The sequence below is a fragment of the Gemmobacter nanjingensis genome, assembly GCF_014652195.1.
In the GTDB taxonomy this organism is placed as follows: domain Bacteria; phylum Pseudomonadota; class Alphaproteobacteria; order Rhodobacterales; family Rhodobacteraceae; genus Gemmobacter; species Gemmobacter caeni.
In genome coordinates this window covers 686,477-704,551 of sequence record NZ_BMYI01000001.1, presented here as the reverse complement: position 1 = coordinate 704,551, position 18,075 = coordinate 686,477, and the positions used below count along the sequence as shown (strand labels likewise).

At 64.8% G+C, this 18,075-nt stretch carries 18 protein-coding genes; 12 read left to right on the top strand and 6 right to left on the bottom strand.

Annotation, left to right across the window (positions count from 1 at the left end; genetic code table 11):
- Positions 1-888 precede the first annotated feature (888 nt).
- From IE126_RS03600 to IE126_RS03555, 10 genes are all read left to right on the top strand, one after another.
- Complete coding sequence (locus tag IE126_RS03600; RefSeq protein ID WP_054302366.1) at positions 889-1,737, top strand: PaaX family transcriptional regulator C-terminal domain-containing protein; 849 nt, start codon at positions 889-891, stop codon at positions 1,735-1,737.
- A gap of 182 nt (positions 1,738-1,919) precedes the next feature.
- Positions 1,920-3,125: a 3-oxoadipyl-CoA thiolase gene (pcaF, locus tag IE126_RS03595; RefSeq protein ID WP_189380174.1), complete on the top strand. Its 1,206-nt coding sequence runs from the start codon at positions 1,920-1,922 to the stop codon at positions 3,123-3,125.
- Between the two features lie 18 nt (positions 3,126-3,143).
- Positions 3,144-4,142 (top strand): 1,2-phenylacetyl-CoA epoxidase subunit PaaA, encoded by a 999-nt coding sequence (gene paaA, locus IE126_RS03590; protein WP_054302364.1) that lies wholly within the window; start codon positions 3,144-3,146, stop codon positions 4,140-4,142.
- Between the two features lie 58 nt (positions 4,143-4,200).
- Entirely contained in the window at positions 4,201-4,485 is a 285-nt protein-coding gene (paaB, locus tag IE126_RS03585; protein WP_054302363.1) for a 1,2-phenylacetyl-CoA epoxidase subunit PaaB, read from the top strand.
- Positions 4,485-5,252, top strand: coding sequence for a 1,2-phenylacetyl-CoA epoxidase subunit PaaC (gene paaC / locus IE126_RS03580; protein ID WP_189380173.1), 768 nt, complete (start codon positions 4,485-4,487; stop codon positions 5,250-5,252). The genes paaB and paaC overlap by 1 nt, the downstream gene beginning before the upstream one ends.
- Before the next feature lie 5 nt (positions 5,253-5,257).
- A complete protein-coding gene (gene paaD / locus IE126_RS03575; protein WP_189380172.1) occupies positions 5,258-5,785 on the top strand; it encodes a 1,2-phenylacetyl-CoA epoxidase subunit PaaD in 528 nt (175 codons plus the stop codon).
- 33 nt (positions 5,786-5,818) lie between these two features.
- The gene (paaE, locus tag IE126_RS03570) at positions 5,819-6,895 is read left to right on the top strand and encodes a 1,2-phenylacetyl-CoA epoxidase subunit PaaE (protein WP_189380171.1); all 1,077 of its coding nucleotides are present in this window, start codon (positions 5,819-5,821) and stop codon (positions 6,893-6,895) included.
- 8 nt (positions 6,896-6,903) lie between these two features.
- Positions 6,904-7,656, top strand: a complete 753-nt coding sequence (locus IE126_RS03565; protein WP_054302359.1) for a Phenylacetic acid catabolic protein — start codon at positions 6,904-6,906, stop codon at positions 7,654-7,656.
- Positions 7,657-7,725: 69 nt separating this feature from the next.
- Positions 7,726-9,777 carry a phenylacetic acid degradation bifunctional protein PaaZ gene (gene paaZ / locus IE126_RS03560; protein WP_189380170.1) on the top strand — a complete coding sequence of 684 codons (2,052 nt, stop codon included), beginning with the start codon at positions 7,726-7,728 and terminating at the stop codon, positions 9,775-9,777.
- On the top strand, positions 9,774-10,388 hold the full coding sequence (locus tag IE126_RS03555; RefSeq protein WP_108128176.1) for an acyltransferase: 615 nt from the start codon (positions 9,774-9,776) through the stop codon (positions 10,386-10,388). Before paaZ ends, IE126_RS03555 begins: the two co-directional genes overlap by 4 nt.
- 7 nt (positions 10,389-10,395) lie before the next feature.
- On the opposite strand, the gene IE126_RS03550 is transcribed toward IE126_RS03555, so the two are convergent.
- The 6 genes from IE126_RS03550 to paaG all read right to left on the bottom strand — a co-directional run bounded on the left by IE126_RS03550 (position 10,396) and on the right by paaG (position 15,087).
- Positions 10,396-11,379, bottom strand: coding sequence for a formylglycine-generating enzyme family protein (locus tag IE126_RS03550; protein ID WP_189380169.1), 984 nt, complete (start codon positions 11,377-11,379; stop codon positions 10,396-10,398).
- Positions 11,379-11,807 (bottom strand): hypothetical protein, encoded by a 429-nt coding sequence (locus IE126_RS03545; protein WP_229825200.1) that lies wholly within the window; start codon positions 11,805-11,807, stop codon positions 11,379-11,381. The genes IE126_RS03550 and IE126_RS03545 overlap by 1 nt, the downstream gene beginning before the upstream one ends.
- Positions 11,804-12,403 (bottom strand): TetR/AcrR family transcriptional regulator, encoded by a 600-nt coding sequence (locus IE126_RS03540; protein ID WP_108128179.1) that lies wholly within the window; start codon positions 12,401-12,403, stop codon positions 11,804-11,806. Before IE126_RS03540 ends, IE126_RS03545 begins: the two co-directional genes overlap by 4 nt.
- Positions 12,404-12,506: 103 nt before the next feature.
- On the bottom strand, positions 12,507-13,817 hold the full coding sequence (gene paaK, locus IE126_RS03535) for a phenylacetate--CoA ligase PaaK (RefSeq protein WP_054302353.1): 1,311 nt from the start codon (positions 13,815-13,817) through the stop codon (positions 12,507-12,509).
- A gap of 29 nt (positions 13,818-13,846) precedes the next feature.
- Positions 13,847-14,278, bottom strand: a complete 432-nt coding sequence (paaI, locus tag IE126_RS03530) for a hydroxyphenylacetyl-CoA thioesterase PaaI (protein ID WP_199750646.1) — start codon at positions 14,276-14,278, stop codon at positions 13,847-13,849.
- A 14-nt stretch (positions 14,279-14,292) separates the two neighbouring features.
- Complete coding sequence (gene paaG, locus IE126_RS03525) at positions 14,293-15,087, bottom strand: 2-(1,2-epoxy-1,2-dihydrophenyl)acetyl-CoA isomerase PaaG (RefSeq protein ID WP_189380168.1); 795 nt, start codon at positions 15,085-15,087, stop codon at positions 14,293-14,295.
- A 101-nt stretch (positions 15,088-15,188) separates the two neighbouring features.
- On the opposite strand from paaG, the gene paaN reads away from it, so the two are divergent.
- Together paaN and IE126_RS03515 are read left to right on the top strand one after the other, a co-directional pair.
- Positions 15,189-16,841, top strand: a complete 1,653-nt coding sequence (gene paaN, locus IE126_RS03520) for a phenylacetic acid degradation protein PaaN (RefSeq protein ID WP_189380167.1) — start codon at positions 15,189-15,191, stop codon at positions 16,839-16,841.
- A 33-nt stretch (positions 16,842-16,874) separates the two neighbouring features.
- Positions 16,875-18,014, top strand: coding sequence for an ABC transporter substrate-binding protein (locus IE126_RS03515; RefSeq protein WP_108128183.1), 1,140 nt, complete (start codon positions 16,875-16,877; stop codon positions 18,012-18,014).
- The last annotated feature ends 61 nt before the right edge of the window (positions 18,015-18,075 follow it).

Sequence of the window (18,075 nt, the reverse complement as noted above, 5' to 3'; positions counted from 1 at the left end):
GGATTCACAAGCCCCCGCTGCGGTGATATGGTGGCGTCACCGCTTTCTGGCGGGTTGCCTTGCTTGCTGCGAAAAGCCCACGGGCCAAATAGGCAAGATTAGCGGATTGCTGGCAATCCACCAGAGCGCGGTCGAGCCTGACCGTTCCTCGGCACCCAAAGGTCGTTAATCATGGGGCCGCGCTCAACATGCACGATGGCCAGAAATGGCGGTATCAGGGCTACGGCCCACTCAGTAGGGGAGCAGTGCGCCAACGATGGTCGTGGCCGATCCCTGCCGACCTGACAGCCGGGAAAGGCCGGCACCGCTTTCTGGCGGGTGCATCAAAAGGACGACGGTTTATGCCAAGGCCCGCCGCGTGACCGTCTCAGCAAGTCGCGGCAGATGTATCCTCCAGAGCGCGGCGGCGTGGAAAGCAGAACACGCGGCAGTGGCTGCCGATGAAAGCCTTTAAGATCGTCAAATAGCCGGAGTTGCGCCCGGCCCGTGCTCTACCTAACCCTGCGCGTGGGGTGATACGCGATGACGCAGAAGCGGTGGCTGTCTTTCTGCTGCCTTCCATGGGGACGCTGCTCCGATAGCCCATGGTCGTAGATTCTCGGGCCGCGCTGGCAGAGTGGGTGAAAGACCCCTAGATGCCATGGGTGACGCGAAACCGGCCATTACCCAGCCTGACGGTTGAGGAACACCGGCACCACACAGGCCCGTCAGTCTCACTGCTGGCGGGCCTTTTCTTTGGCGCTGACCGTTTACAGCAGCCGCATCTAAGTCGTTGATTCATCTCAGTTGCAAAATCAGGTGGTTTACAGCGCAACCGTATGATATTGCACGGTTTGCGACGCCCTACCGGGATCGCCAGTTTCTCAGGCCATTTCAGGCGGGCAGGCTATGGCCGAAACACTCATCACGACCCTGCGGGACGGGCTGGCGCTGCGGGCGCCCGCGATGATCGTCACGATCTATGGTGATGTGGTAGTGCCGCGCGGGGGGGTGCTGTGGATGGGCACCCTCATCGAGATCGGCGCCGCGCTGGGCTTCAGTGAAACGCTGGTGCGCACGGCGGTGTCGCGGCTGGTGGCCGCCGGGCAACTGGCAGGCGAGCGGGAAGGGCGGCGCAGTTTCTACCGGCTGGCCGAGAATGCCCGACAGGAATTTTCGGCGGCGGCGCGTCTGCTTTATGGCAAGCCCGCCCGCGCGACCGGCTGGCAGATTCATCATGCGCCGGGTCTGACGGAGGAGGCGGCGCGGCGCGGCGCGCTGGCACGCATGGCGGGGGATCTGTGGTTGCGACCCGATCATCCGGGTTTTGCCGCGCCGGGATTGTGCTTTCGCAGCGAGCCTCTGACGGGGATCGCGCTTTTGCCCGAATATGTCGCCGGACTGTGGCCGCTGGACCGTCATGCGACCGCCTATCGCGCCATGATCGCGCAATTCTCGCCGCTGGGGGACCGGCTTGCCTCCGGCCTGCCGGTTTCAGCAGAGACGGCGCTGGTGGCGCGGCTGCTGTTGGTTCATGCCTATCGAGGCGCTTTGCTGCGCGATCCGCGTCTGCCCGAGGCCGCTTTGCCTGACGACTGGCCCGGCGAGGCGGCGCGGACCCTGTTTGCACAGCTTTATCGCACGCTGTCGCCCGCCGCCGATTCGTATATCGGCACCCGCTTCGAGGGCGGCGCAGGCCTTTTGCCTGCCCGAACCGCCGAAACGCAGGCGCGCCTGCTGGCATTGTCCGAGGACTGATCCCGCCAAACCCTTGTCAAAGCGCCGTTTCCCGGCCGACGGCAGGCTGCCAATCAAAACATCACGAGGAATACAATAAATCGCTTAACAGTGTGATGTTTTCGCGCTATACGTTGACCGATCGGTTGGTGAATTGGGAGACGCACCAGCCTCATCCGATACATGCGAGGGGGAACAGGCCCATGACGGAAGCCTTCATCTGCGACGCGGTACGCACGCCCATCGGGCGATATGGCGGGGCGCTGGCCTCGGTGCGGGCCGATGACCTTGCCGCGCTGCCCCTGAAAGCGTTGATGGAGCGGAACCCCGGTGTGGATTGGTCGGCGGTCGATGACCTGATCTATGGCTGCGCCAATCAGGCGGGCGAGGACAATCGCAATGTGGGCCGCATGGCGGTGTTGCTGGCGGGTATGCCCATCGGCGTCCCGGGCACCACGGTGAACCGTCTTTGTGGATCGGGCATGGATGCGGTCGGCATGGCCGCCCGCGCCATCAAGGCGGGCGATTGCGATTTCGTGCTGGCCGGCGGCGTCGAAAGCATGAGCCGCGCGCCCTTCGTGATGCCCAAGGCCGAAAGCGCCTTTTCGCGCTCGAATGCGGTCTATGACACGACGATCGGCTGGCGCTTCGTCAACCCCTTGATGAAAAAGCTGTTCGGTGTGGACAGCATGCCGCAGACCGCCGATAACGTGGCCGCCGATTTCGCTGTCAGCCGCGCCGATCAGGATGCCTTCGCCGCCCGGTCGCAGGCCCGTTGGGCCGCCGCGCAAGAGGCCGGGATCTTCGCCGATGAAATCGTGCCGGTCACCATTCCCCAGCGCAAGGGTGACCCGATCATCGTTGCCACCGACGAACACCCGCGCCCCGGCACCACGGCCGAGTCGCTGGCAAAGCTCAAGGGCGTGAACGGCCCGGATCTGAGCGTCACCGCTGGCAATGCCTCGGGCGTGAATGACGGCGCGGCGGCGCTGGCGATCCTGTCGGAACAGGCGGCGCGCGCGCAGGGCCTGACGCCCAAGGCCCGCATCGTCGCAATGGCGGCGGCGGGGGTTGAGCCGCGCATTATGGGCATCGGCCCGGCGCCCGCGGCGAAAAAGGTGCTGGCCCGCGCGGGGCTGACCATCGACCAGATGGATGTGATAGAATTGAACGAGGCTTTCGCCAGTCAGGCACTGGCGACGCTGCGTGACCTTGGCCTGCCGGACGATGCGGCGCATGTGAACCCCAATGGCGGGGCCATCGCGCTGGGGCATCCGCTGGGCATGTCGGGCGCGCGGCTGGTGACGACCGCGATGTATCAGCTTCACCGCACCGGCGGGCGCTATGCGCTTTGCACCATGTGCATCGGGGTGGGTCAGGGCATCGCCATCATTATCGAACGCGTCTGAACAGGGAGGGACCGGCCCATGTATGCACAGATGGTGAAATCCGAGGGGATGAAATCCCGCGAGGACATGACGCCCGAGGAAATCGCGTTTCAGGAACGCATTGACCGGGGCGAGAAGATCGAGCCGAAGGAATGGATGCCGGAAGGCTATCGCAAGACGCTGATCCGCCAGATCGGTCAGCACGCGCATTCCGAGATCGTCGGCCAGTTGCCGGAGGGCAACTGGATCACCCGCGCGCCCACGCTGGAACGCAAGGCGATCCTGCTGGCCAAGGTCCAGGACGAGGCGGGGCACGGCCTTTACCTCTACAGCGCCGCCGAAACGCTGGGCGTCAGCCGCGACGAACTGCTGGACGCGCTGCATGCCGGGAAGATGAAATACTCCTCGATCTTCAACTATCCGACGCTGAACTGGGCCGACATCGGCGCGGTGGGCTGGCTGGTCGATGGCGCGGCGATCATGAACCAGGTGCCGCTGCAACGCACCTCGTACGGCCCCTACAGCCGCGCGATGATCCGCATCTGCAAGGAGGAAAGCTTCCACCAACGGCAGGGCTACGACATCATGATGAAGATGGCCGCCGGCACCCCGGAACAGAAGGAAATGGCGCAGGATGCGCTCAACCGTTTCTGGTATCCGGCGCTGATGATGTTCGGCCCGTCGGACAAGGATTCGGTCCATTCGGCGCAGTCGATGGCGTGGAAGATCAAGATCAACACCAACGATGAACTGCGCCAGAAGTTCGTCGATCAGACCGTACCGCAGGCGCATTACCTTGGCCTGACTGTCCCTGACGAGGGGCTGAAATGGAACGAGGAAAAGGGCGGCTGGGATTTCAGCGAACCGGACTGGAGCGAGTTCTTCGCGGTCATCGCCGGGAACGGCCCCTGCAATACCGAACGCCTGGAGGCCCGCGTGACCGCCTGGGAGGATGGCGCGTGGTTCCGCGACGGGCTGATGGCGCATGCGAAGAAGGCCGATGCCCGCCGCGCCGCCGCGCGCATGGCCGCCGAATAAACATCGAAAAGGGGGGCGCCTGCCCCCCAAGCCAGACACCCATCACCGGGAGGAACCCATGTCCAGCGAATGGCCCCTTTGGGAAGTTTTCATCCGTGGCCAGCACGGCCTCAACCATCGTCACGTCGGCAGCCTGCATGCGCCGGATGCCGAAATGGCGATCCGCAATGCGCGCGACGTCTATACCCGCCGCAATGAAGGCGTCTCGATCTGGGTTGTGAAGTCGAATGACATCACGGCCTCCAGCCCCTCGGACAAGGGGCCGCTGTTCGAGCCGTCGAATTCCAAGGTCTATCGTCATCCGACCTTCTTCGACATTCCGCCGGAAGTGGGGCATATGTGATGGGCAGCGCAGTCAATCAGGCCGCCTTCTTCGAATGGCTGTGCCGGATCGGCGACAATTGCCTGATCCTTGGCCACCGGGTTTCGGAATGGTGCGGGCATTCGCCGGTTCTGGAGGAAGACATCGCGCTGGCCAATCAGGCGCTTGACCTGATCGGGCAGACGCAGTTCTGGCTTGGCCTCGCGGCCGAGGTGGAGGGCAAGGGCCGCACTGCCGATCAGCTTGCCTATCTGCGTGACGCGGCGGCCTTCCGCAACGTGCTGCTGGTCGAACGTCCGAACGGCGATTTCGGCAATACGCTGATGCGGCAGTTCCTGTTCGACGCCTGGCATATCGAATTGCTGCGCGCCTTGGAGAAATCCTCCGACGCCCGCGTGGCGGAGATCGCCGCCAAGGCGGTGAAGGAAGTGGCCTATCATCTGGAACGCTCCGCCGATCTGGTGATCCGTCTGGGGGACGGCACCGAGGAAAGCCGCGCGCGGATGCAGAAGGCGCTGGATACGCTTTACCCCTATACGGGGGAGCTGTTCATGGCCGATGCCTCGGACGAGGCCGTGGTCGCCGCCGGGATCGCCCCGGCCCCGCCCAGCCTGAAGGCGGCATGGGATGCGACGGTTTCGCAAGTGCTGGCTGAAGCCACGCTGACCCATCCGGGCGAGACCTATCAGCATAAGGGCGGCCGCAAAGGGGTTCATTCCGAACACCTTGGCTATATCCTGGCCGAAATGCAGTTCCTGCAACGCGCCTATCCCGGCGCGACCTGGTAAGCGCGATGCAGGGGGGGGAGGAACGCCCGAGTGTCGCGGAAATCCGGGGCTGGCTGTCGGAAGTGCCGGACCCGGAGATCCCCGTGATCAGCCTGACCGATCTGGGCATCATCCGCGATGTGGTCTGGCAGGGGGAGACGCTGGTCGTCACGGTGACGCCCACCTATTCGGGCTGTCCGGCGACCGGGGTCATCAACCTCGACATCGAAAAGGCGCTGCGCGACCGGGGCATCACCGATCTGCGGCTGGAGCGGCAGTTGTCGCCGCCCTGGACAACCGACTGGATCACAGCCGAGGGGCGCGAGAAACTGCGCGCCTATGGCATCGCCCCCCCGATCGACGGCACCGCCGCCGACGGGCGTCTGGCGGGGCGGATCGCGCGGCTTTCGGGCACGTCGAACCTGACCATCGCCTGCCCGCGCTGCGGCTCCACCCAGACCCGCAAGGTCAGCCAGTTCGGCTCGACCCCCTGCAAGGCCAGCTATGTCTGCAACGACTGTCTGGAACCCTTCGACTATTTCAAATGCATCTGACGATGCGCCCGACCCAATAGGCAGGAGCCCATCATGGCACGCTTCCACTCCCTGAAGGTCACCGAGGTCCGCCGCGAGACGCGCGACGCCGTGGTGGTGACCCTCGCCCCGCGCGACGAGGACCGCGCGCTGTTCGACTTTACCCAAGGCCAGTATCTGACCTTCCGCCGCGATTTCGACGGCGAGGAACTGCGCCGCAGCTATTCCATCTGCGCCGGCAAGGATGAGGGCGTGCTGCGCGTCGGCATCAAGCGCGTCGATGGCGGCGCCTTCAGCACATGGGCGAACGAGAACCTCGCCCCTGGCGACGAGCTTGAGGCCATGCCGCCGATGGGCAAGTTCTTTACTGCGCTCGAACCCGAGGCGGCGAAACACTACCTTGGCTTTGCAGGTGGTTCGGGCATCACGCCGCTTCTGTCGATCATCAAGACCGTACTGGCGCGCGAACCTGCCAGCCGGTTCACGCTGGTCTATGCCAACCGCCAGATCAGCACGATCATGTTCCGCGAAGAGCTTGAGGATCTGAAGAACCTCTATCTTGGCCGCCTCTCGGTTCTGCATGTGTTGGAAGCCGAGGCGCAGGACATCGACCTGTTCACCGGCCGGGTGGATGGCGAGAAGATGAAAGCGCTGTTCGAGCACTGGATCGACGCGAAATCGGTGGATATCGCCTTCATCTGCGGCCCTGAGCCGATGATGCTGGCTATCGCCGCCAGCTTGCGCGACCATGGGCTGAGCGACAGCCAGATCAAGTTTGAACTGTTCGCCAGCGGCCAGCCGGGCCGGGCGCGTGCCAAGGCCGTTTCCAAGGTCGCGGTGACGCCGGGCAGCGGTACGCAGGCGACCGTCACGCTGGACGGCGCGACCCGCAGCTTCGAGATGCCGCGCGGGGGCCAGTCGATCCTCGATGCCGCCATCGCCGCCCAGATGGACGCCCCCTATTCCTGCAAGGCCGGCGTCTGTTCGACCTGCCGCTGCAAGGTGCTGGAGGGCGAGGTGGAAATGGCCGTGAACCACGCGCTTGAAGATTACGAGGTCCGCGCGGGCTATGTGCTGTCCTGCCAGGCGATCCCGCTCAGCGACCGTGTGGTCGTGACCTATGACGAATGAGGTCTGAAATGTCCGACACGATGAATATCGAAGACTATCTGGCGCAGGGCGGTGTTCTGACCGCGCCGGGCAACGTTCCCGCACGGTATCGGGGCGAGCTGATGCGGCTGATGGGGTCGTTCGTCGACAGCGAGCTGGCCGGGTCGGCGGGCTTTGCCGCCTCGATCAACTTCGCCCCCGGTATCAAGGAACGCATCAGTGCCAGCCGGATCACGCTGGAAAAGGCCGATCATGCGGAGCGCGTGCTGGACGTGATGGGCAGCTTCGGCACCGATACCAAACGCTATCAGGGCCAGCATGACTGGGCCGCCCGTGTGGGTCGCGACGCCGATCTGGGCGCGGCGCGGCAGGCGGGCGACATGCGCCTGTCGGTGTTCCATTACCCGATCACCGGCTGGGCGGATGCGGTGGCGATGAACGTGCTGATGGGCCTTGCTACCGGCGTGCAGATGACCGAACTGACCCGCGTCTCTTACGCGCCGCTGGCCGAGGTCTTCCGCGAGATCGCCCCGCGCGAGGCGCGTCACACTGAGCTGGGGCTGGAGGGGCTGGAGCGTATCGCCGCAGCGGATGCGGGCCGTTCTGACGCCAAGGCCGCCATCGCCTATTGGCGCCCGCGTGTCGCCGCAACCTTCGGCGTCGCAGGTTCCGGCCGCTATGATACGCTGCGCAAATTCGGCCTGCGCCATAGCCCGAACGAGGCCCTGCTGTCCCGCTGGGAGGCGCTGGTGGCCGAGAAGCTGGCCCCGCTGGGCCTCTGACACGCTACCTGCGGGCGCGGTGGAACAGGGCCGCGCCCGTTGATGAACGACAAATCTGAAGGAAACGCCATGACCGCCGCGCCGCGCCGTCTTGAAAGCTATCTCTGTGGCCACTGGATGGCCGGGCAGGCCGAGGGGCAGACGCTGCTCGATGCCGCCACCGGGGCGCCGGTGGCGATGATCGATTCCACCGGGCTCGATTTCGCCGGCGCGCTGGATTACGGCCGCCGCGTGGCCGGCCCGCGCCTGCGGGCCATGTCCTTCCACGACCGCGCCGGGATGCTCAAGGCGCTGGGCCTGAAGCTGATGGAATGGAAGGAGGAGTTCTATACCGAGAGCTTCCGCACCGGCGCCACCCGCGCTGATGGCTGGATCGACATCGAAGGTGGTATCGGCACGATGCTGACCTTCGCGTCGAAAGGCCGCCGCGAATTGCCCAATACCCGCGTGCTGACCGATGGCGAGGTGGAGGTGCTGTCCAAGGATGGCAGCTTTGTCGCGCAGCATATCCTATCGCCGCTGACCGGCGTCGCGGTGCATATCAACGCCTTCAACTTCCCCATCTGGGGGATGCTGGAAAAGATCGCGCCCACGCTGCTGGCCGGTGTGCCCTGCATCGTGAAACCCGCCAGCCAGACCGCCTATCTGACCGAGTTGATGGTGCGCCGCATCGTCGAAACCGGCATCCTGCCCGACGGCGCGCTGCAACTCATCTGCGGCTCGGTCGGCGATCTCCTGGATCATGTGACGGGGCAGGACGCCGTCACCTTCACCGGCTCGGCCTGGACCGGGCGCAAGTTGAAATCGCACAAGGGGATTGTCGAAAACTCGGTCCGCTTCACTATGGAGGCCGACAGCCTGAACGCCTCGATTCTTGGTCCCGATGCCGGGCCGGGCACGCCGGAATTTGACCTGTTCGTCAAGGAAGTTGCGCGCGAGATGACGGCGAAGGCCGGGCAGAAATGCACCGCCATCCGCCGCGTCATCGCCCCCCGCGCCCATGTTCAGGCCTTGGTGGAGGCGCTGCGGGACCGGCTGGGCAAGACCCTGCCGGGTCTGCCGGGGGATGAGGCCACCCGCATGGGCGCACTGGCGAGCCTCGATCAGCGCGACGAGGTCCGCGCCCGCATCCGCGACCTGCAAGCCGATGCCGAGATCGTGGCTGGAAACCCCGACGATGTGCGCGTCGCCTCGGGCGATGCGACGCAGGGCGCCTTCCTGAACCCGGTTCTGATGTATTGCGACCGCCCCTTCACTGCCACGGCGGTGCATGATGTGGAGGCCTTCGGGCCCGTTTCCACCGTCATGCCCTATGACGACCCGGCCGAGGCGGCGGAGCTGGCCGCGATGGGCAAGGGCTCGCTGGTCTCCTCGGTCTTTACCGATGATCCGAAAGTGGCCGAGGAGGTGGTGCTGGCTCTTGCCCCGTTCCATGGCCGCGTGATGATCGGCAACCGCGCATCGGCGAAAACCTCCACCGGGCATGGCTCGCCGCTCGCGCCGCTGGTCCATGGTGGCCCCGGCCGCGCTGGCGGTGGCGAGGAAATGGGCGGCATTCGCGGCGTCAAGCATTACATGCAGCGCACCGCCGTGCAGGGCAGCCCGCGCCTTCTGTCGGCGGTGACGGGCCGCTGGATCGAAGGCGCGCCGGTCACCCATGACATCCATCCTTTCCGCAAATCGCTGGCTGAGTTGAAAATCGGCGACCAGCTCGTCACCGCGAAACGCGAGGTGACGCTGGAGGATGTGGAGCATTTCGCCCATTTCACCGGCGATACCTTCTATGCCCATATGGACGAGGCCGCCGCCAAGGCAAACCCGTTCTTTGACGACCGCGTGGCGCATGGCTATCTGATCGCGAGTTTCGCGGCGGGGCTGTTCGTGGAACCGAACCCCGGCCCGGTTCTGGCCAATTACGGCGTCGATAACCTGCGTTTCCTGACCCCGGTCTATTTCGGCGACACGCTGCAAGTGCGGCTGACCTGCAAGGAGATCAACCCGCGTGCCAATGCCGAACATGGCGAGGTGCGCTGGGATTGCCAGGTGACCAACCAGAACGGCGCGGTGGTGGCGCAATATGACGTGCTGACCATGGTCGCGAAAAACTGGCCCGCCGCATGAGCCGCGTCTACGCCTATGACGGCGTGGTGCCGGTGATCGACCCCATGGCCTTTGTCCATCCCGAGGCGGTGGTCATCGGCGATGTGATCATCGGCCCGGCGGTCTATGTCGGCCCCGGCGCCGTGCTGCGCGGCGATTTCGGCCGCATCGTGCTGGAGCGTGGATGCAACGTGCAAGAAACCTGCGTGGTGCATTCCTTCCCCGGCAAGGATGTTGTGGTGGAGGAAAGCGGCCATATCGGCCATGGCGCGGTGCTGCATGGCTGCCAAATCGGCAGGAACGCCATGGTCGGCATGAATGCCGTGGTGATGGACGAGGCGGTGGTAGGCGAAAACACCATCATCGCCGCCATGGCCTTCGTGAAGGCGGGCGCACAGATCCCGCCCAACAGCCTTGCTGTCGGCTCGCCGGCCAAGGTGGTGCGGGAACTCAGCCCTGAAGAAATCGCCTGGAAACGGCAGGGCACCGGCGTCTATCAGCGCCTCGCGCTGGAGGCCCGCGACAAGCTCCGCCCTGCAGTGGCGCTGACCGAAGCGGAACCCGACCGCCGCCGCACCACCGCACCGGAATATGATCCGCTGGTGCTGGCGCGGGCAGGGTTCGAGGGGTAGGGCGGGCCTACCCTCCGCCCGCCTCCACGCGCAACTCCCGGATGACGCGAAACCCGTAAGACGGCATGGCGAAATCTTCAGAACCAAAGCGGCGGTGTGCCGGGCGCAGGCTGTCCATTGAAGTCTGATAGGAGCCCCCTTTTTCCACGCGGCGGCAGGTGGTGGTTGCGCGTGCCTGCGCCAGATAGGCGCTGTCGCTGGACAGGCCCAGATGTTCCGGCGTCCAGCAGGACAAGGTGTATTCAAAGACGTTCCCGGACATATGCCGCAGCCCCCAGCGGTTTGCCGCGTCCAGTTCATCGACGGTGACGGGGCCGTTCGGATCGCGCAGCTCGGGCATCGGGTGACCAAGGATGTTCTCGGTTCCTAGCCGCGAGAAATTCGCCTGATCCGATGTCAGCGCATCGCCCTGTGCGAAGGGTGTCTCGGTGCCCGCCCGGGCGGCATATTCCCATTCCGCCTCGGTCGGCAGCCGGTAGACCGGCTGTCCGACCTTCCGGTTCAGCCAGTCCACATAGGTCTGCGCATCTTGCCACGAGATATTGATGACGGGATGCCGCGGCCCGAGGCGGATGTAGCCGTTGATCGTGACGACCCGATGATCAGGAACACGGCTGCATCCGCCATCGTCGACACATTCCATCCACTCGGCATGGGTGGTTTCGTTCCGCGCCATGGCGAAGGGAACATCCATCTCGACCCGGTGGCGCGGATGTTCGGCGGGCAGGATGTTCACCTCGCCCGGTTTCCTGCGCCCGAACTGGTCTTTCGCCTTGTCGTAATAGAACGGGTCGCGGGATTCTCCCGGTATTGCGCCCATTATAAAGCTGCCGGGCGGCATGACGATCATTTCGGGACAGGCATCACATTCGCGGAATATCGAGAGCGGAGTAAGGGACGCGCCCGAAGCCTCTGCCAGCGCACCGGAGGGGATCAGTACCACAAGCGAGAGTGCCGTCACGATCAGGCGTCGACGGCAGGCGGGTGGCATCACTTGCATCTGGTCTCAAGCGTCAGAGCCATGGTCGCGATCTGCTTCTTGACGCGGCTCTGGTTCGGCAGACGCTCGATCGCCGACATGTTGTTGACGCCCCTGTACCAGGAGTCGAAAAGCAAAGCTGTGATGTCGTCGTCAAGTGTCGCTTCGGCAAGGCGGTGGGCACAGAGGCACTTGCGCTGATCCATGCCATTCGCGCGGCCCTCCCTGATCATCTTTTTGCAGATCTCAGCGCCCGACGGGGCTGCGGCGGCAGGGCCGACCGACAGAAGGATCGCCGCCAGGGTCGCGGTGGCGCGGAGGATGCGTCGCATGGGTTGAAAGCCTTCAAGGGAATGCGCGCGAAAATTGCCACACGCATCTTGGAAGGGCAATTGAAAACCCATGATTGTCAGGTGATGCCCAGAAGGGCGGTGCTTCACCGCACCGCCTTGATGCCTTCGAGGATCAGTGTCGTCGCTACGTCGGCGTAATCGTCGCGGCTGATGCGGCCGCCTTCCTTGAACCACATGTAGACCCAGTTCATCATGCCAAACAGCGACATGGTGACGGGCATCAGCAGCGGGCGGTCACTGCTGTCGAGGTCCGGGTTGATCTGGCGCAGCACGGTGGAAAAGCGCTTGACGATACGGCGCTCGACGCCGGTGATCTCGGCCTTCTGGTCGTCCGACAGGGCGGCGGCGGCATTGAGCTGCACCTTGTGCTGGTTGTCGGCACCGCGATAGTTTTCCAGCACGGCCCCCACCAGTTGCCGCAGGCGGTCGGCCGGGGGCAGGGTGGGGTCGTCGGCCTCTTCCGTGGCGGTCTCCAGCCCCTCCAGATGCGTCATGATGATCGCGAAGATCAGCGCATCCTTGCTGGGGTAATAGTGATACAGCAGCGCCTTAGACACCTGCGCATGCGCGGCGATCTGGGACATGGAGGCTTTCTCCATCCCCTGTTCGGCAAAGACGGCGGCGGCATTTTCCAGAATGCCGCGCTGCTTTTCTTCGAAATCTGTCGCTCTGGTCCGAGCCATTCTCTCGCTTTCCTGCCATTCGGCCGAAAAAAGGGGGCAGGGCCCCCGTTTCTGCTTTAGCGGCAAGTCGCGGCCGAGTCACCCCGGCCGCAGAAATTCGCCGTCATTCCTTCGGACGGTTGTCGATCACGCGCTTGGCCTTGCCTTCCGACCGGGCCACCGCATTCGGATCGCGCACCTCGATTTTGGTCGAGACGCCGACGACCGACTTGATGTGATGCGCCAGTTCCTTGGCCGACTTCGCGCGGGCGTCCTCGGCTGTCATGTCGGGGGTGCATTCAACGTGGACGGTCATGTTGTCCATCCGGCCCGAGCGGGTGAGTTCGATCTGGAAATGCGGGGCGAGGCCCTTGCACTTCAGGATCTGCTCTTCGATCTGGGTCGGGAAGACGTTGACGCCGCGCAGGATGATCATGTCGTCGCTGCGGCCGGTGATCTTTTCGATCCGGCGCATGGAGCGGGCAGTGCCGGGCAGCAGGCGGGTCAGGTCGCGGGTGCGGTAACGCACCATCGGCAGGCCTTCCTTTGTCAGCGTGGTGAATACCAGTTCGCCCATCTCGCCGTCGGGCAGCACCTCGCCCGTCACCGGGTCGATGATTTCCGGGTAGAAGTGGTCTTCCCAGATGTGAAGCCCGTCCTTGGTTTCCACGCATTCCTGCGCGACGCCCGGCCCCATGACCTCGGACAGGCCATAGATGTCGACCGCGTGCATGTCGAAAGCCTGTTCGATTTCCTCGCGCATGGCGTTGGTCCAGGGTTCGGCCCCGAAGATGCCGACCTTCAACGAGGATTCGCGGGGGTCGAGGCCCTGACGGCGGAACTCATCAAGGATCGACAGCATGTAGCTCGGCGTCACCATGATGATGCGCGGCTTGAAGTCGTTGATCAGCGTGACCTGCCGTTCGGTCATCCCGCCCGAGATCGGCACCACAGTGCAGCCCAGCCGTTCCGCGCCGTAATGCGCGCCCAGACCGCCGGTGAACAACCCGTAGCCATAGGCATTGTGCAGGATGTCGCCCGGACGCCCCCCCGCAGCCCGGATGGACCGCGCGATGAGGTTCGCCCAATGGTCGATATCGGCGGCGGTATAGCCCACCACGGTCGGTTTGCCGGTGGTGCCGGACGAGCCGTGGATACGCACCAGTTTCGTCTGTGGCACGGCGAACATGCCGAAGGGATAGGTGTCGCGCAGATCCTGCTTGGTGGTGAAGGGGAACTTCGCCAGGTCCTTCAGCGACTTCAGCTCCTCGGGGTGCACGTCGTGCTCGATGAAGCGGTTGCGGTAGAAGGGCGAGTTTTCATAGGCGTGTTTCAGCGACCGCTTCATGCGGTGGAATTGCAGCGCCTCGATTTCATCGCGCGAGGCGTATTCGATCGGGTCCAGATCCTGCTTGCGCGGCGTCAGGTCTTCCATGGTGTCCTCCCTTGGAAATGCGGGTCCGGTCAGGCTTCGACCGGCAGATGGCTGCCCTTCACGACACGCGAATGACCGCGGAATTCCGCGATATGCTGGCCGTGCTGGTTGGTGATGCGGATGTCATAGATGCCGGACCGGCCCTGACGTGACAGCTCGGTCGCAGTGGCGACAAGGCGGTCGCCGATGCGGGCAGGGGCGATATAGGTGATCGAGCAGTGCTGGCCGACCACCACCTGATTGTGGCTGTTGCAGGCGAAGGCAAAGGCGCTGTCGCCCAGCGTGAAGATGAAGCCGCCATGGCAATTGCCGTGGCCGTTCGACATGGCGTCGGTCACGGTCATCGCAAGGGTCGCCTCGCCGGGGGCGATGTGTTCCAATTCCATCCCAAGCCGCTGCGAGGTGCTGTCGTTGTTCCACATCGCATCGGCGCAGGCGCGCGCGATGTCCTGCGCGGTCATTTCGGCCATGTCCTTCATTCCCCCTTGAACTCCGGCTTGCGCTTTTCGAGGAAGGCGGTCACGCCCTCGGCATAATCGGCGCTGCGGCCCGCGATTTGCTGGCAATCGCGCTCCATGTCCAGTTGTTCGTCAAGGCTGTTGCTGCCCGCAGCCTGTATCAGCCGCTTGGTCATGCCAAGGCCCAGCGTCGGCCCGGCGGCAAGCGATTGCGCCAGCGCGGTCGCCTCGGCGAGCAGATCGGCGTCCTCCACCGCTTTCCAGATCAGGCCCCAGTCGGCGGCCTTTTCCGCCATCAGCGGTTCCGCTGTCAGGGCCAGCGCCTTGGCGCGCGCCTCGCCCAGCAGGCGGGTCAGGCTCCATGTACCGCCGGCATCGGGAACGAGGCCGATCTTGGCGAAAGCCTGGATGAATTTCGCGGATTTCGCCGCCAGCACGATGTCGCAGGCGAAGGCGATATTGGCGCCAGCCCCGGCGGCGACGCCGTTCACCGCGCAGATCACCGGCTTTTCAAGGCTGCGGATCAGGCGGAGATTCGGGTTGTAGAAAGTGTCCAGCGTATAGCCCAGATCGGGGGCGGGGCCGCCCTTGCGCGGATCGCGGTTGCCCAGATCCTGCCCGGCGCAGAAGCCGCGCCCGGCGCCGGTCAGCAGAACGGCCCGGACGTCCGCATCGTCATGCGCCCGCTGGAAACCCGCGCGCAGCGCAAGGTGCATCTCTTCGTTGAACGAGTTCAGCTTGTCGGGGCGGTTCAGCGTCAGCGTCAGCACGCCGTCGGCCAGTGTGGCCAGAACGGTATCGGATTGGGTCATCGCTCTCTCCCTTGCCCCGAAATCATGGGGCCCTCGAAAATTCATGTTGCATAAACCGACCGGCCGGTCAATGATAAAGCGCAGCCTGGGAGGAGGATGCCATGACCGCCCTGTTCGATCGCCACCGCGAGATGCTGGACGATGCCGTGAAGGCCGTCCAGAGCCGTGCCTTCTGGACCCCGTTCCCCGAGGTGCCCAGCGGTAAAATCTATGGAGAATCCGCGAAAGCGGATGGCGAGGCCGCCTATGCCGCGCTGCTGGGGCAACCCTTCGCGCTGCCCGGTCACCCCGAATCGCGCCGGGCGGGGGCCGAGGTTTCGCCCTTTGGTGGCGCCTTGGGAATCACCTATCCGGCGGCGGACGTGCCTGCCCTGATTGCCGCCGCTGAAGCGGCCGCCCCGGCGCTGGCCGAGGCGGGGCCGGAGGCGCGGGTGGGGATCTGTCTGGAAATCCTGACCCGGCTGAATCGGATCAGTTTTCTTCTGGGCAATGCCACCATGCACACCACCGGGCAGGCCTTCGCCATGGCGTTTCAGGCGGGCGGCCCCCATGCGCAGGATCGCGGGCTGGAGGCGGTCGCTGTCGCCTGGTCCGAGATGACGCGCTTCGCCCGTGATGCGATCTGGGAAAAACCGCAGGGCAAGGCCGCGCCCTTGGTGCTGGAGAAACACTGGACGCTGGTGCCGCGCGGGCTGGCGCTGACCATCGGCTGCAACACCTTCCCGACGTGGAATTCCTATCCCGGCATCTTCGCCAGCCTCGCCACCGGCAATCCGGTGATCGTGAAGCCGCATCCCGGCGCCATCCTGCCGCTGGCGCTGACCGTGCGGGTGGCGCGCGAGGTTCTGGCCGAGGCGGGTCTGCCCGCTGACGCCGTGCTTCTTGCGGTGGATGAACCGGGGGCCGAGGTCACGAAAGCATTGGCCAGCGATCCGGCGATCCGGCTGATCGACTATACCGGGTCGGCCACTTTCGGCGGCTGGCTGCGCGACAATGCCCGGCAGGCGCAACTGTTCACCGAGGAAACCGGGGTGAACAGCATCACCCTCGCCGCGACGGATGATTACGCGGGCATGTGCGCCAACCTCGCCTTCTCGCTGTCGCTTTATTCCGGGCAGATGTGCACGGCGCCGCAGAACATCTATATTCCCAGAGGTGGGATCGACACCGACGAGGGGCATAAGAGCTTTGACGCGGTAGCGGCGGCGCTGGCCGGGGCCATTGACGATCTGCTGGCCGATCCGGCCCGCGCGGCGGGCGTCTCCGGCGCGCTGGCCAATCCGGCCACCGCCGCCCGGCTGGAAGGCCTGCGCGGGCAGGGCAGGGTGGTGCGCGACAGCGCGGGCGAAGGCCGCCTGCGCTCGCCCCTGCTGCTGGCGGTCGAGGATGGCCAGCCCGGCCCGCAGGACGGCGAATGCTTCGGCCCTGTCGCCTTCCTGATCGCGGTCGCGGATGCCGATGCGGGCATCACGGCGGCGGCGGAGATCGCCCGCCGCAAGGGTGCCATCACCGCCGCGCTTTACGACACCGATGAGCCGCGCATCGCCCGTGCGATCCGGGCTTTCGCAGACGCGGGGGTGAATCTGTCGATCAACCTGACCGGCAATATCTTCGTCAATCAATCCGCCGCTTTCAGTGACTTCCATGTCACCGGCGGCAATCCGGCGGGCAATGCCAGCCTGACCGACACCGCCTTTGTCGCCAGCCGCTTCACCCGCGTGATGTGGCGCCGCCCCCTGCGGCAGGCGACCTGACCGTTTTCTCGTTTCTTTGGGAGGAGGAACCCCATGAACAGACTGACCACCACCGCAATCGCCACCCTGATGGCGCTGGGCCTTGCCCCGGCGGCGCAGGCCGAAATCAAGATCGGTGCCACGCTATCGGCCACCGGCCCGGCCTCTTTCCTGGGCGATCCGGAAGCCAAGACGCTGGAAATGCTCGTCGAGGAAGTGAATGCCGCAGGCGGCATCAACGGCGAGATGCTGGAACTCGTGATGTATGACGACGGCGGCGACCCGAACAAGGCGCGCACCTTCGCCACCCGCCTCGTCGAAGATGATGAGGTTGCCGCGATCATCGGCGGCACCACCACGGGCACCACCATGTCGATCATCCCGGTGGCGGAAGATGCGGAAATCCCGTTCATCTCGCTGGCAGGTGCGGTGGACATCATTGACCCGGTGAAAGCCTGGGTGTTCAAGACCCCGCACACTGACCGCATGGCCTGCCAGAAGATCTTCGAGGACATGCAGAAGCGCGGCGTGACCAAGATTGGCATGATCTCGGGCACCGACGGCTTCGGCGCCTCGATGCAGGCGCAGTGCAAGGGCGTGGTGGGGGATTACGGCATCGAGATCGTGGCAGATGAAACCTACGATCCCAAAGACGCCGACATGACGCCGCAACTGACCAACATCAAGAACACCGCTGGTATTCAGGCCGTTCTGAACCCCGGCTTCGGTCAGGGCCCGTCCATCGTGACGCGCAACTACAAGCAGCTTGCCGTCGGCCTGCCGCTGTATCAGTCGCATGGTGTGGCCTCGAAAGGCTTCATCGACCTCGCGGGGGTGGAAGCGGCTGAAGGCGTGCGCCTGCCTGCCGCTGCACTTCTGGTGGCAGACATCCTGCCCGACAGCGACCCGCAGAAAGCGGTCGTGACCGCCTATCGCGACGGGTTCGAGAAGAAGACCGGCACCCCGGTTTCGACCTTCGGCGGCCACGCTTATGATGCCTTCATGATCCTGAAAGGCGCGCTGGAAAAGGCGGGGGGCGAGCCTGCCGCGATCCGTGATGCCATCGAAGGCACCACCGGCTATGTCGGCACCGGCGGTATCGTGAACATGACGGCAGAAGACCACCTTGGTCTCGACCTGACCGCGTTCAAGATGCTGGAAATCAAGAACGGCGACTGGACCATCGTGGAGTGATCCAGCGTCGGGCATCCCTCGACTGACTTTCATTGACGGGACGGGGCGGTCTTTGGCCGCC

What these genes read in the sequence shown, in the direction of transcription:
- paaN (WP_189380167.1), top strand. Translation starts at nt 15,189, where the DNA reads ATGACCGCCCTGTTCGATCGCCACCGCGAGATGCTGGACGATGCCGTG.
- paaI (WP_199750646.1), bottom strand. Translation starts at nt 14,278, where the DNA reads ATGACCGCGCAGGACATCGCGCGCGCCTGCGCCGATGCGATGTGGAAC.
- pcaF (WP_189380174.1), top strand. Translation starts at nt 1,920, where the DNA reads ATGACGGAAGCCTTCATCTGCGACGCGGTACGCACGCCCATCGGGCGA.
- IE126_RS03565 (WP_054302359.1), top strand. Translation starts at nt 6,904, where the DNA reads ATGTCCGACACGATGAATATCGAAGACTATCTGGCGCAGGGCGGTGTT.
- paaE (WP_189380171.1), top strand. Translation starts at nt 5,819, where the DNA reads ATGGCACGCTTCCACTCCCTGAAGGTCACCGAGGTCCGCCGCGAGACG.
- IE126_RS03555 (WP_108128176.1), top strand. Translation starts at nt 9,774, where the DNA reads ATGAGCCGCGTCTACGCCTATGACGGCGTGGTGCCGGTGATCGACCCC.
- IE126_RS03515 (WP_108128183.1), top strand. Translation starts at nt 16,875, where the DNA reads ATGAACAGACTGACCACCACCGCAATCGCCACCCTGATGGCGCTGGGC.
- paaZ (WP_189380170.1), top strand. Translation starts at nt 7,726, where the DNA reads ATGACCGCCGCGCCGCGCCGTCTTGAAAGCTATCTCTGTGGCCACTGG.
- paaK (WP_054302353.1), bottom strand. Translation starts at nt 13,817, where the DNA reads ATGGAAGACCTGACGCCGCGCAAGCAGGATCTGGACCCGATCGAATAC.
- IE126_RS03540 (WP_108128179.1), bottom strand. Translation starts at nt 12,403, where the DNA reads ATGGCTCGGACCAGAGCGACAGATTTCGAAGAAAAGCAGCGCGGCATT.
- paaA (WP_054302364.1), top strand. Translation starts at nt 3,144, where the DNA reads ATGTATGCACAGATGGTGAAATCCGAGGGGATGAAATCCCGCGAGGAC.
- paaB (WP_054302363.1), top strand. Translation starts at nt 4,201, where the DNA reads ATGTCCAGCGAATGGCCCCTTTGGGAAGTTTTCATCCGTGGCCAGCAC.
- paaG (WP_189380168.1), bottom strand. Translation starts at nt 15,087, where the DNA reads ATGACCCAATCCGATACCGTTCTGGCCACACTGGCCGACGGCGTGCTG.
- IE126_RS03600 (WP_054302366.1), top strand. Translation starts at nt 889, where the DNA reads ATGGCCGAAACACTCATCACGACCCTGCGGGACGGGCTGGCGCTGCGG.
- IE126_RS03550 (WP_189380169.1), bottom strand. Translation starts at nt 11,379, where the DNA reads ATGCCACCCGCCTGCCGTCGACGCCTGATCGTGACGGCACTCTCGCTT.
- paaC (WP_189380173.1), top strand. Translation starts at nt 4,485, where the DNA reads ATGGGCAGCGCAGTCAATCAGGCCGCCTTCTTCGAATGGCTGTGCCGG.
- paaD (WP_189380172.1), top strand. Translation starts at nt 5,258, where the DNA reads ATGCAGGGGGGGGAGGAACGCCCGAGTGTCGCGGAAATCCGGGGCTGG.